Consider the following 11674-nt stretch of genomic DNA (forward strand, 5'->3'; position numbering starts at 1 on the left):
GGAGATCTGGCGCAGTGGTGGGGGGAATTACTCGGTACTGCCCAAGCCGTTCCAGTGCTTGAGCCCGATGAAGATGAAGCGCAGTTGCTGGGTCATCTTCGCCTGGGGCGTGAGGTGTTCGGGCAAGGCCTGGACCGGCGGATCGATGATGTCCGGCAAGGTGGCGAACACGCTCTTGACCACCAGGTCGGCCATGACGCTGAGGTCGGCCACATCGAGGTGCTGCAGCTTGGGCATCAGCGCCAGGTCGGCGGCCAGGTCCGAGCTGATGTTTTCCCGCAGGCTGGCGATGGCTTGGCGTACCGGCAACGAGCCGCCGTATTGCTCGCGAGCGAGAAACAGGAACTGCACGCGCTTGGCTTCCACTACATCGAGGAAGATGCGCACCGACGCGTCGATGATGCCGCCCATGACGAATTCGTTATGGCGGACCAGGCGGATGGTTTCGCGAAAGGTCTGGCCCACTTCGCTGACCAGCTCCAGGCCAAGCTGGTCCATGTCGCTGAAATGCCGGTAGAAACCAGTGGGGACGATGCCGGCGGCCTTGGCCACTTCCCGCAGGCTCAGGCTGCCAAAACCACGACCACCCTCCATCAGGTGCCGGGCGGCATCCATCAGGGCGTTGCGGGTCTGTTGCTTCTGTTCGGCGCGGGGCAGCATCTGGAAGGGAATTCTTCGCTTGGGAGAGCGGGGCACTCTAGCAAATCAACTTTGCCCGAGTCGAACTGGCGTCAGGCCTGGGTAGGCCGGGGGTGGGATTGCTGCGCTGGAAAGTCAAAAGCCCGATCCAGGGACCGGGCTTTTTTCTGGGCCAACATGGCCTCAGCTCGCAGCTTGATGACGTTCGGCCAGGCGATCGGCACCGCCTTCGGCAACGGTCTGGCCTTGTGGGGTACGGCTGTAGCCATCTTCGACCAGGCCTTTTTCTTCCAGGCGATCACGGCCGCCTTCGGCAACGGTCTGGCCTTGTGGAGTGCGGCTGTAACCATCTTCGACCAGGCCTTTCTCTTCCAGGCGATCGCGGCCACCTTCGGCAACAGTCTGGCCTTGTGGAGTGCGGCTGTAGCCATCTTCGACCAGGCCTTTCTCTTCCAGGCGATCACGGCCGCCTTCGGCTACGTTTTGACCTTGTGGAGTACGGTCGTAGCCATCTTCGGCAACGCTCTGGCCTTGTGGGGTGCGATCATAGCCATCGGCGGCGACCTTGTTGCGCTCGATCAGGCGATCCGAACCACCTTCGGCCAGGGTCTGGGTGAACACGCTGCTATGGCTGGCCTGGACCTGTGGAGTGGCCTGTTCGGCGGCGGGCAGGGCGAAGGCGTTGGCGGCCAGGATGGATAAGGTCAGGCTCAAGAGGATGTGGCGTTTCATGATAGGGGGTGCTCCTTAGGAGGGCGAAAAACTGGGTACGGAGCTAATGTTACCGCCACAAAATCGATATAAAAGTTCATAAACACAATGATGATAATCAACAGAATTGATTGTTTGCCGCGAGGCTCTAGCCCGGGCTTCTCCGCTTGCAGGGGCGTGCACCGGGGTGGGTAGTTTCGACTCACCCATGCTCCAGGGAGGGGCGATGAGCGGTAACACATGGCTGTCCAAGTGGTCAGTAATGACCGGTTTTTGCCCCGGGTCGGCGTCGCCGATCAAACCTGTGGGGACTTTGTCAGTCGTAGTTTCAATGCCGGTGGTTTTGCCCCGGTTCTTCATCGATGCGTCGTGGTTCGGCGCTCAGTTGTCTCAAGGAGCCTCGTGCCATGACGCGCACTCGTAAAATCCTCGCCTGGACCTTCACCGGCCTGGTCCTGTTGCTGGCCCTACTGGTGCTGGTGGTGGCCTTTTTCGACTGGAACCGGATCAAGCCGGCCCTCAATGCCAAGGTGTCCGAGGAATTGCACCGGCCGTTCGCGATCAATGGCGACTTGTCGGTGGCCTGGCGGCGCGAGCCCGACGAGGGTGGCTGGCGGGCCTGGGTGCCTTGGCCCCATGTGGTGGCCGAGGACCTGACCCTGGGCAACCCGGACTGGTCCAAGGCACCGCAGATGGTCGGCCTCAAGCGGGTCGAACTGCGGATCTCGCCCCTGGCGCTGCTGGCGCGGCAGGTGAGCATCCCGCGCATCGACCTCACCGAGCCCGAGGCGGCCTTGCAGCGGTTGGCCGATGGCCGTGCCAACTGGACCTTCACCTTCGATCCCGCGGACCCCGATGCCGAGCCATCCAGCTGGACGGTGGACATCGGCGCCATCGGCTTCGACAAGGGCCACGTGACCCTGGACGACCAGAGCCTCAAGACCCGCCTGGACCTTTTGGTGGAACTGCTCGGCCAGCCAATTCCGTTCAGTGACATCGTTGGCCAGAGCGAGGCGAAGAAAGCCGCCGAGCAAGGCGCCGAACCCCAGGCCTATGCCTTCGCCCTCAAGGTCAAGGGCCAGTACCACGGGCAGAAGCTCGCTGGCACCGGCAAGATCGGCGGCCTGCTGGCCCTCAAGGACAGCAGCAGGCCGTTCCCGCTCCAGGCCCAGGCGCAGATCGGCGACTCGCGCATCGAGCTGCGCGGCAGCCTCACCGATCCACTGAACCTGGGCGCCCTGGACCTGCGCCTGAAGCTGGCGGGCACTAGCCTTGGCAACCTCTATCCATTGACCGGGGTGACCCTGCCCGATTCCCCGCCGTACTCCACCGATGGCCACCTGAGCGCCAAGCTGCACGACCCGGCCGGCGCGACGTTCAGCTACAAGGATTTCAACGGCAAGATCGGCGACAGCGACATCCACGGCAACCTGACCTACGTAGCCAGCCAACCCCGGCCCAAGCTCAGCGGGGCGCTGGTTTCCAACCAGCTCCTGTTCCGCGACCTGGGGCCGCTGATCGGCGCCGACTCCAATGCCAAGCAGAAGGCCCGGGGCGGCGAGAGCAAGCAACCGGCGGACAAGGTGTTGCCGGTGGAGGAGTTTCGCACCGAGCGCTGGCGCGATATGGACGCCGACGTCGAGTTCACCGGCAAGCGTATCGTCCACAGCTCCGACCTGCCGTTCACCGATCTCTACACCCACCTGGTGCTCAACGACGGCCAGCTCAGCCTGGAACCCCTGCGCTTCGGCGTGGCCGGCGGCAAGCTCGATGCCCAGGTACGCCTCAATGGCCACACCGCGCCCATGGAAGGCCGGGCCCGGCTGACCGCGCGCAACTTCAAGCTCAAGCAACTGTTTCCCACCTTCGAGCCCATGAAGACCAGTTTCGGCGAGCTCAACGGCGATGCCGATCTCTCCGGGCGCGGCAACTCGGTGGCGGCCCTGCTGGGCAGCGCCAACGGCGACCTGAAGATGCTGATCAACGATGGCGCCATCAGCCGCGGGCTGATGGAGATCGCCGGGCTCAACGTCGGCAACTATGTGGTGGGCAAGTTGTTCGGCGACAAGGATGTGAAGATCAACTGCGCCGCCGCCGACTTCGGCATCAAGACTGGCCTCGCCACTTCGCGCCTGTTCGTCTTCGATACCGAGAACGCCATCATCTATGTCGATGGCACCGCCAACATGGCCACCGAGCAGCTGGATTTGACCATCACCCCCGAGTCCAAGGGCCTGCGCCTGTTCTCCCTGCGCTCGCCACTCTATGTGCAGGGCAAGTTCATCCAGCCCAGCGCCGGGGTCAAGGCCGTGCCGCTGGTATTGCGTGGAGCGGGAATGGTGGCGCTGGGGGTGATCGCCGGTCCGGCGGCAGGGCTCCTGGCGTTGGTGGCGCCGAGCAACGACGAACCCAACCAGTGCGCGCCACTGTTGCAGCAGATGCGTGCGGGCAAGGCGCCGGCGACGGTCAAGCCGGGCAAGTAAGACAGGGACTGAGAGGGGCCGGCCCGCTCCTGCATCCAGGGGCGGGCCGGGCGGGCGCTACAGATCTTGGAGGATGTCCGCCATGTCGTCGGCGTGCTCTTCTTCCTGGGCCAGGATCTCTTCGAACAGGCGGCGGGTGGTCGGGTCCTTGTCGCCGATGTACTGGATGATCTCGCGGTAGCTGTCGATGGCGATCCGCTCGGCCACCAGGTCCTCGTAGACCATTTCCTTCAAGCTACTGCCGGCCACGTATTGGGCATGGGACTTGGCCGACAGCAGGTCGGGGTTGAATTCCGGTTCGCCACCCAGCTGGACGATGCGCTCGGCCAGCTTGTCGGCATGCTCGGCTTCCTGGGTGGCGTGTTCGAGGAACTCGTCGGCGGCCACGCTGGCCTTGAGCCCGTTGGCCATGAAGTAGTGGCGCTTGTAGCGCAGCACGCAGACCAGCTCGGTGGCCAGGGCTTCATTGAGCAGGCGCAGCACTTCCTCGCGATCGGCGTTGTAGCCGGCGGTCACGGCGCCGTTCTCCACGTGGCTGCGGGCCCGTTCGCGCAGGCTGTTCACATCGGACAAATGCATCTGGCTCATCTTGGTTTCTCCTAGGGGGCTAATCCGTCTTGCGCCGGGCTCTGCGGGCCTGGTCGCTACCTAGGGTGTGAGTCGTGGGAGCGGCAAAAAGTTTGATCGGATGTGCCGCGACGGCCAGGCTTCAGCTGCGACCCAGCAACGGGTGCCCGGCCAGCAGCGCTTCCTGCTGCAACCACTGGAGGAATACCCGCACCGGCGGATGGCGCTCGCGCCCGGGCACGCACAACGCGCAATAGCCGGCGCCGCCCACATGGATGTCCGGACGGTAGGCCTGCAACAGACCGCTGGCCACGCTCTGCGATACCAGGATATTGCTGGCCAGCACCAGGCCCTGGCCAGCGATGGCCGCTTGCAGGGCGTACTGCTCTTCGTCATAGGAGCGTACCTGCGGCTGGCCCTCGAGCCAGTTTTCCCCGGCCTGGGCACACCAGGCCTGCCAGCCATCGGCATACAGCGTGGAGCTGCGCCAGTGCACGCTGATCAGTGCCGGCCGTTGCTGCCCGGCCAGTGCCACTTGTTGCGGCGAGCCATAGACCGCGAAGCGTTCATCGAACAGGCACAGGCCGTGCAAATTCAGGTAGCCGTCCTGGCTATAGCGGATGGCCACGTCGATGCTGGCATCCTGTTGCAGGTCCACCACCTCGCACTGGGTGTCCAGGCGCAGGTTGATGCCTGGATGCTGGGCGTAGAAGCGACCCAGGCGCGGCACCAGCCACAGGGCGGCGAAGGCGGCCGTGGTGGACACCGTCAACTGCCCGTTGTCCGGGGCCGGGCGCAGGGTGGCGACGCTCTGCGCCACATCCAGCAGGGCGCCATGCAGGCTGTGGAACAAGCGATCGCCGGCTTCGGTGAGGCGCACCTGGCGTGGCAGGCGTTCGAACAAGGGCACGCCCAGCCAGTGCTCCAGGCTGCGGATCTGATGGGACACTGCCGTGGGCGTCACCGACAGGTCGTCGGCCGCCTCCTTGAAGCTCAGCAAGCGCGCGGCAGACTCGAAGGTCCGCAGGGCGGTGAGAGGCAGGTGGGCGAACATAGAGCTCTCCATGGCTGAGTTGAATTCATCTGAATGGATTTTAATTCGTTTGTTGGCGAATGCCGCTGGCTCTAGCTTTAGCGCGAAATCGATAGGCATTCAAGGCCGTCCAGGTTCTAGCGCATGAGGAAGTTCAGATGAGTAAAGTTCTTGTAGTCCATGGCAGTCCCCGAGGCGAGCGATCCCACAGCCGGCGCCTGGCCGAGGTACTCCTGCAGGCCTGGCAAGCGGCCAACCCTCAAGGTTCGTTGACCCGCCGGGAAGTCGGGCGCGGGGCCATTCCCCATGTCAGCGAGGCCTTCATCGCCGCGGCGTTCTACCCACAACCCGAGGCCCGCCCGCTGTCGATGCAGGCCGACCTGGCCCTGAGCGATGAGTTGGTCGGCGAGCTGTTCGAGCACCAGCGCCTGGTGATCTCGGCGCCCATGCACAATTTCAGCGTGCCCAGTGGCATCAAGGCCTGGGTCGACCATATCGTGCGCCTGGGGCTGACCTTCGACACCCAGCTGGATAACGGCGTGGCCCACTACCAGCCGCTGGTACTGGGCAAGAAGGTGCTGGTCATCACCAGCCGTGGCGGCGGCGGTTTCGGCCCGGGTGGCGAGCACGAGGCGATGAACCACGCCGACCGCTGGCTGCGTACCGCCCTGGGCTTCATGGGCATCGACGACGTCACGGTGATCGCGGCCGAAGGCGAAGAATCGGTGCCCGAGCGATTCCAGCAATCCTGCGCCCAGGCCGAACAGCAATTGCTGGCCCTGGCCCGGCACTTCTGAGGTATGCCCATGGCCTGGGGATTGTTGTTGCTGGCTGCGGCCTTCGAGGTGGCGTTCGCCATGGGCATGAAGTACGCCGAAGGTTTCACCCGGCCCTGGCCGTCGCTGCTGACCCTGGTGGCGGCACTGGGCGGGGTCTACTTCCTGACCCTGGCCCTGCGCGAGCTGCCGGTCAGCGTGGCGTATCCGATCTGGACCGCCATCGGCTCCCTGGGCACGGTGCTGCTGGGGTTCGCCTTGCTGGGCGAGAGCCTGACGCCGCTCAAGCTGGTGTCGGTGGGGTTGATCTTGGCGGGGGTAGTGGGGCTCAAGCAGGGCGCGTGAGGGCTTGTCATGGGGCGGTCGCCAAACGGTCACAAAGACTGACCACGGCCTTGGTTATGGTCTAGCTTTCAGCCAGGCCACCGTCCCCGTACAAGGATGTCCCCCATGTCCCAAGAGCTTGCCACCCGTTATCCCCTGGTCCTGGTGCCCGGCATGCTCGGTTTTGTCCGCCTGCTGCTCTATCCCTATTGGTACGGGATCATTCCGGCCTTGCGCCAGGGTGGCGCCCAGGTGTTTGCGGTACAGGTCTCGCCGCTCAACTCCAGCGAGGTGCGCGGCGAGCAACTGCTGGCGCAGATCCAGCAGATCCTGGAGCAGACCGGCGCCGCCCGGGTCAACCTGATCGGCCATAGCCAGGGCGCGCTCACGGCACGCTACGCAGCGGCCCGGCGGGCGGACCTGGTGGCTTCGGTGACGTCGGTGGCGGGTCCCAACCATGGTTCCGAACTGGCGGACTACCTGCAGCGGCATTCCCCGGCCCATAGCTGGCGCGGACGCATGCTGAGCCTGCTGCTGCGTGGGCTCTCGGCGCTGATGACGCTGCTGGAGACCGGCTATCGCGGGCCGAAGCTGCCTTCGGACATCCATGCTTCGCACCAGTCGTTGACCAGCGAGGGCGTGGCCCTGTTCAACCGCCAGTATCCACAGGGCCTGCCGGCAACCTGGGGCGGGCAGGGCGCGGAAGAGGTCGCCGGCGTGCGCTACTACTCCTGGTCCGGCACCTTGCAGCCGGGCAAGACCAATCGTGGCGGGAACTTGATGGACGGCTCGAGCCGCAGTTGCCGGTTGTTCGCCCGGACTTTCGTGCGCGAGGCCGGGCAGTGCGACGGCATGGTGGGCCGCTACAGCTCGCACCTGGGAATGGTCATCGGCGACGACTATCCCCTGGATCACTTCGATATCGTCAACCAGTCCCTGGGGCTGGTGGGCAAGGGCGCCGAGCCGATCCGCCTGTTCGTCGAGCATGCCCGGCGGCTGAAGGCGGCCGGGCTTTGAGCCGGTGGTTCTTCAGGCCGTACGCAGGCGCGAGCCCAACTCCTGGGTCCAGCGTTCGGACAGCACCACGCCGCCCAGGGTCAGGACCCCGCCCACCAGGTGGAACCAGGCCAGTTGCTCGCGCAGCACCACGGCGGCGATCAGCGCGGTGACCAATGGCAGCAGGTTGAAGAACAGCGTGGTCCGGCTCGGCCCCAGGCGTACCACGGCTTGCATCCAGGCCAATGGCGCGAGCATCGAGGCCAGCAGGCAGGCATAGAGCACCAGCGGGATGTTCTGCAGGGTCGGGCCCACTTTCGGCGATGCCAGGAACAACGGCAGCAGCACCAGCACCGCGACCAATACCTGCAAGTACAGCAGCACCAGGGGGGGCAGGCGCAGCTGCCATTTCTTCAGCAGGGTGCTGTACACCGCATAGGCCAGGGTGGCCACCAGCATCATCGCGTCGCCCAGGTTGACCCCGTGCTGCAGCAAGCTGGCCAGGCTGCCGGAAGACACCACCACCAGCACCCCGGCGAAGGACAGCACCGCGCCGACCAGCGCCCCCGCGGTCAGGCGCTGGCCCAGCACCGCGATGGCCATGGCCAGGGACATCAGCGGCATCAGGGAAAGGATGATGCCCATGTTGGTGGCCGAGGTCTGGATGGCGGCGAAGTAGGCCAGGCTCTGGTACACCGCCATGCCCAGTACGCCGAGGACGAAGATCCGGCCAAGGTTCGGGCGGATCACCGGCCAGTGGCGGCGCACCGGTCCGAGCATGAACGGGGTGAACAACAGGCCCGCCAGCAGCCAGCGATAGAAACCGATCTCCGCCGGGAAGATCGCCCCCACTGCGAGTTTGTTGACCACGGTATTGCCGGCCCAGATGAAGACGGCCAGTAATGGATAAGCGTATTGCATGGAGACAGCCAGGAAGTGAATGAGGGCTGATTATCCTCCTGTCCGGATCAACGCCTATACTGCGAACCAGACAACCCGCCCCTGCATCCGGACAGCATGAGCAAAAAACACATCGACCTGCTGGACTTCCATGGCCTGCCCGCGCCGGTGTACTTCCGCTATGCCGACTTCGCCGCCCACAGCCATGCCCTGGAGCACCGCCATCCCTGGGGTTGCCTGGAGTATTCGGCCCATGGCGTGATGCACATGGAGATCGCCGGCCAGCGCTTCATGTCGCCGCCCCAGTATGCGGTCTGGGTGCCGCCCTACACCGCCCACAGTTTCTATACCAGTCAGCCGATCAACTATCGCGCGGTGCTGCTGGCGCCGGAGCTGTGCCACGACCTGCCGCAGCAAGGCTGCACCTTGAGCATCAGCGAGATCCTCAAGGCGATCCTCAAGGACTTCGCCAGCCGGGACGTGCAGATCCCCGAGGGCGCAGCCGACCAGCGCCTGGCCCAGGTACTGCTGGACCAGTTGCGCCAGGCTCCGGTGCACACCTGCTTCCTGCCCTACGCCAACAATCCCGACCTGCTGCGGGTGCTCCAGGCGCTGCAGGCCGAGCCGGGCAACAACCAGCCGTTGGCCTACTGGGCGCAACAGGCCCATGTCAGCGAACGGACCCTGGCCCGGCAGTTCGTGCGCGAGCTGGGCATGAGCTTCGGCGAGTGGCGCCAGCGCCAGCGGTTCCTGGCGGCGATCCAGGCCCTGGAGAGCCCCCGCAGCATCCAGGAGATCGCCTTCGACATGGGCTACAGCAGCGCCTCGGCGTTCATCGCGATGTTCCAGCGCCACGCCGGCTGCACCCCCGAGCAGTACCGCCGGACTGGCCTGCAGAACAGGTGAAGGTGTAACAGGCTTTGTCTACACTGCCTGGGAGGCCGCGCCCATCGGTGCGGTGACAAGGAGAAAACTCCATGAAGATATTGCGTATCCCGTTGCTGATGGTGGGCCTGCTGCTGTGCTCCCAGGGTTTTGCCGCTACCGCCCAGCAGAACAAGATGACCACCTGTAACACCGAAGCCACCGCCAAGAGCCTCAAGGGCGATGAGCGCAAGGCCTTCATGAGTACCTGCCTCAAGGCTGCGCCTGCCGCCGCCGCGACGCCTTCCACGCCCCAGGAAAGAATGAAATCGTGCAACACCGACGCCACGGCCAAGGCGCTCAAGGGCGATGCGCGCAAGACCTTCATGAGCGACTGCCTGAAGAAAAAATGATCGCTGATCGATGAGGGCGAGGCGCCGGAAGCCCGCTGGGCCCTGGCCCTCATCGAGTTCTGGCGCCATGAGCCAGCCATAAACATCCACTGTTTCAATTGGTTACCCAAATAATTACCGTTCGTCGGTTTTTTAGGGGGTTGCCCGATTTACATTTAGAATTCATGCCCTTCAAAAACAGGCGCCTGGATGCGCCGTACGGACCTTCCCCAGTGTCCGTTTCAAGGGAATGACGGCATGCCGCGTTTTGGCTGGTTGAAGCCTGTTGTAGCGTTTTGTGCTCTATCTGGTTCTTTTGTCGTTTGCGCCGCGCCTTTTCAGACGCCGGGCGACCGCGACCTGATTCGCGACCGCCAGCAGCAATTGCTGCAGGAACAGCAGCGACGTCTCGATGAACTCCAGCAGCTGCCCGGCAAGACCTTGCCCGCCGAACCGGCTCCCCAGCCTGGCGAACAGCGCTGCTTCACCATCAGGACCGTGGTCCTCAAGGGCGCCGAGCACCTGAGCGCCGCCGACCAGGAGCGCCTGGTGGCGCCCTATCGCGACCAGTGCCTGTCGGTCGCACAGATCAACACCCTGCTCAAGGCCATCACCCACCACTACCTGCAACTGGGTTATGTCACCACCCGGGCCTACCTGCCGGCCCAGGAGCTGGGGGCCGGGCAACTGACGATCGTGGTGGTCGAAGGGCGACTGGAGAGCCTGGACAGTTCTGCCCTGGCCAGTTCCCGGGAGCTGGCCATGGCGTTTCCCGGTACCACCGGCGAGGTGCTGAACCTGCGGGAGCTGGAGCAACTGGTGGATCAGCTGACCCGCCTGCCGTCGCGCCAGATCGAACTGGAACTGGCCCCCGGCGCGCAGCTCGGCGATAGCCGGGTAGGGCTCAAGGGCGAGCGCCTCAAGCCCTGGCGGCTATCGGCGACGCGCAACAACAACGGTGACAAGAGCACCGGCGAACAGCAGATGGGCCTCGGCCTGGATTGGGACAGCCCTCTTGGGCTGGCGGACCAGTTGAGCCTGCGGGCCAACCAGGACGCAGTCAGCGACCGCTGGCGTCATTCCGACAACCAGAGCCTGTTCTACAGCCTGCCCTGGGGCTGGTGGACCTTCAGCTATTCCTATAGCCAGAGCTACTACCGCACCCGCAACGACGCCACCGGCTTCAATTTCTCCATGGATGGCCAGAGCAAGAACCAACAGCTGCGGGCCGAGCGCGTGCTGCACCGGGACAACCTCAGCAAGACCGGCATGAGCCTGGGGATCAGCCACCTGCGGACCCGCAACTACATCGACGACAACCTGATCGATGTTTCCAGCAATCGCATCACCGAAAGCCAGTTGGGGTTCAACCACGGGCGGCGCATTGGCAACGCCCTGGTCAACGCCGACATCGGTTGGCAGCAGGGCATCGGCGCCCTCGACGCCCAGGCCAGCGGACATCCCCACGGCAGCGAGCCGGTGTCGCGCTACAACAAGTACAGCCTGACCCTGAGCTACCTGCAGCCCTTTCGCTTGTGGAACGAAAACTTCAGCTTCGACAGCATGGCCACCGAGCAGCGTAGCGAAGACCCGCTCTTCAGCCCCCAGCGCATCAGCCTCGGCGGCCTCAACTCGGTACGCGGCTTCCAGGATCAGACCCTGTCCGGCAACAGCGGTGGCTACTGGCGCAACCAGCTGCGCTGGCGCCGGGCAGTGACCTGGCAGGCGCTGCAACCCTTCGTCCAGGAGTACGGCCTGGCCTTCGCCTACGACGTCGGGGCGATCAAGGGTGATCGCTACAACCGCGACGCCAAGGGGCGCCTGAGCGGCAACGCCATCGAACTCAATGCCCGCGGCCAATACCTGGCGGCATCGCTCAGCTTCGCCCGCTCCCTGGAGCGGCCGGCAATTATCGAGAGGCGAGAACACCCGGTGTACTTCCGGGTAGACCTGTTCTTCTGACTCTGCTCAACCGTTAGTGGATGGATG

12 protein-coding genes are annotated in these 11674 nt (G+C 64.6%); 7 read left to right on the forward strand and 5 right to left on the reverse strand.

All coding sequences use genetic code 11. From position 1 onward, the window contains the following. Positions 1–27 precede the first annotated feature (27 nt). The gene (locus tag C4K40_RS03020; protein ID WP_022642001.1) at positions 28–660 is read right to left on the reverse strand and encodes a TetR family transcriptional regulator; all 633 of its coding nucleotides are present in this window, start codon (positions 658–660) and stop codon (positions 28–30) included. Between the two features lie 162 nt (positions 661–822). Next, positions 823–1371, reverse strand: a complete 549-nt coding sequence (locus C4K40_RS03025) for a hypothetical protein (RefSeq protein ID WP_022642002.1) — start codon at positions 1369–1371, stop codon at positions 823–825. 386 nt (positions 1372–1757) lie between these two features. Here C4K40_RS03025 and C4K40_RS03030 point away from each other — a divergent pair, with 386 nt between their 5' ends. Then, the gene (locus C4K40_RS03030; protein WP_053132311.1) at positions 1758–3833 is read left to right on the forward strand and encodes an AsmA family protein; all 2076 of its coding nucleotides are present in this window, start codon (positions 1758–1760) and stop codon (positions 3831–3833) included. A gap of 57 nt (positions 3834–3890) precedes the next feature. On the opposite strand, the gene C4K40_RS03035 is transcribed toward C4K40_RS03030, so the two are convergent. After that, positions 3891–4421 (reverse strand): bacterioferritin, encoded by a 531-nt coding sequence (locus tag C4K40_RS03035; protein ID WP_022642004.1) that lies wholly within the window; start codon positions 4419–4421, stop codon positions 3891–3893. A gap of 121 nt (positions 4422–4542) precedes the next feature. Then, positions 4543–5454 carry a LysR substrate-binding domain-containing protein gene (locus C4K40_RS03040; protein ID WP_022642005.1) on the reverse strand — a complete coding sequence of 304 codons (912 nt, stop codon included), beginning with the start codon at positions 5452–5454 and terminating at the stop codon, positions 4543–4545. A gap of 137 nt (positions 5455–5591) precedes the next feature. On the opposite strand from C4K40_RS03040, the gene C4K40_RS03045 reads away from it, so the two are divergent. From C4K40_RS03045 to C4K40_RS03055, 3 genes are all read left to right on the forward strand, one after another. Continuing rightward, positions 5592–6230: an FMN-dependent NADH-azoreductase gene (locus C4K40_RS03045; RefSeq protein ID WP_053132309.1), complete on the forward strand. Its 639-nt coding sequence runs from the start codon at positions 5592–5594 to the stop codon at positions 6228–6230. A gap of 9 nt (positions 6231–6239) precedes the next feature. Further along, positions 6240–6554: a multidrug efflux SMR transporter gene (locus C4K40_RS03050; RefSeq protein WP_022642007.1), complete on the forward strand. Its 315-nt coding sequence runs from the start codon at positions 6240–6242 to the stop codon at positions 6552–6554. A gap of 105 nt (positions 6555–6659) precedes the next feature. Continuing rightward, entirely contained in the window at positions 6660–7550 is an 891-nt protein-coding gene (locus C4K40_RS03055; protein WP_022642008.1) for a triacylglycerol lipase, read from the forward strand. 12 nt (positions 7551–7562) lie between these two features. Here the strand turns inward: C4K40_RS03055 and C4K40_RS03060 are convergent, their stop codons facing one another. Then, the gene (locus tag C4K40_RS03060; protein WP_022642009.1) at positions 7563–8450 is read right to left on the reverse strand and encodes a DMT family transporter; all 888 of its coding nucleotides are present in this window, start codon (positions 8448–8450) and stop codon (positions 7563–7565) included. Between the two features lie 96 nt (positions 8451–8546). Between C4K40_RS03060 and C4K40_RS03065 the strand changes: the two genes are divergently transcribed. The 3 genes from C4K40_RS03065 to C4K40_RS03075 all read left to right on the forward strand — a co-directional run bounded on the left by C4K40_RS03065 (position 8547) and on the right by C4K40_RS03075 (position 11647). Then, on the forward strand, positions 8547–9335 hold the full coding sequence (locus C4K40_RS03065) for a helix-turn-helix transcriptional regulator (RefSeq protein ID WP_022642010.1): 789 nt from the start codon (positions 8547–8549) through the stop codon (positions 9333–9335). Positions 9336–9406: 71 nt separating this feature from the next. Then, the gene (locus C4K40_RS03070) at positions 9407–9706 is read left to right on the forward strand and encodes a PsiF family protein (protein ID WP_053132307.1); all 300 of its coding nucleotides are present in this window, start codon (positions 9407–9409) and stop codon (positions 9704–9706) included. A 237-nt stretch (positions 9707–9943) separates the two neighbouring features. After that, a complete protein-coding gene (locus tag C4K40_RS03075; RefSeq protein ID WP_053132305.1) occupies positions 9944–11647 on the forward strand; it encodes a ShlB/FhaC/HecB family hemolysin secretion/activation protein in 1704 nt (567 codons plus the stop codon). The last annotated feature ends 27 nt before the right edge of the window (positions 11648–11674 follow it).

Source organism: Pseudomonas sp. CMR5c (genome assembly GCF_003850545.1).
GTDB classification, from domain to species: domain Bacteria; phylum Pseudomonadota; class Gammaproteobacteria; order Pseudomonadales; family Pseudomonadaceae; genus Aquipseudomonas; species Aquipseudomonas piscis.

Bases quoted from the DNA above. Each gene is read 5' to 3' on its own strand.
- C4K40_RS03060 (WP_022642009.1), bottom strand. From the start codon at position 8,450: ATGCAATACGCTTATCCATTACTGGCCGTCTTCATCTGGGCCGGCAAT.
- C4K40_RS03020 (WP_022642001.1), bottom strand. From the start codon at position 660: ATGCTGCCCCGCGCCGAACAGAAGCAACAGACCCGCAACGCCCTGATG.
- C4K40_RS03035 (WP_022642004.1), bottom strand. From the start codon at position 4,421: ATGAGCCAGATGCATTTGTCCGATGTGAACAGCCTGCGCGAACGGGCC.
- C4K40_RS03025 (WP_022642002.1), bottom strand. From the start codon at position 1,371: ATGAAACGCCACATCCTCTTGAGCCTGACCTTATCCATCCTGGCCGCC.
- C4K40_RS03050 (WP_022642007.1), top strand. From the start codon at position 6,240: ATGGCCTGGGGATTGTTGTTGCTGGCTGCGGCCTTCGAGGTGGCGTTC.
- C4K40_RS03030 (WP_053132311.1), top strand. From the start codon at position 1,758: ATGACGCGCACTCGTAAAATCCTCGCCTGGACCTTCACCGGCCTGGTC.
- C4K40_RS03065 (WP_022642010.1), top strand. From the start codon at position 8,547: ATGAGCAAAAAACACATCGACCTGCTGGACTTCCATGGCCTGCCCGCG.
- C4K40_RS03040 (WP_022642005.1), bottom strand. From the start codon at position 5,454: ATGTTCGCCCACCTGCCTCTCACCGCCCTGCGGACCTTCGAGTCTGCC.
- C4K40_RS03045 (WP_053132309.1), top strand. From the start codon at position 5,592: ATGAGTAAAGTTCTTGTAGTCCATGGCAGTCCCCGAGGCGAGCGATCC.
- C4K40_RS03055 (WP_022642008.1), top strand. From the start codon at position 6,660: ATGTCCCAAGAGCTTGCCACCCGTTATCCCCTGGTCCTGGTGCCCGGC.
- C4K40_RS03070 (WP_053132307.1), top strand. From the start codon at position 9,407: ATGAAGATATTGCGTATCCCGTTGCTGATGGTGGGCCTGCTGCTGTGC.
- C4K40_RS03075 (WP_053132305.1), top strand. From the start codon at position 9,944: ATGCCGCGTTTTGGCTGGTTGAAGCCTGTTGTAGCGTTTTGTGCTCTA.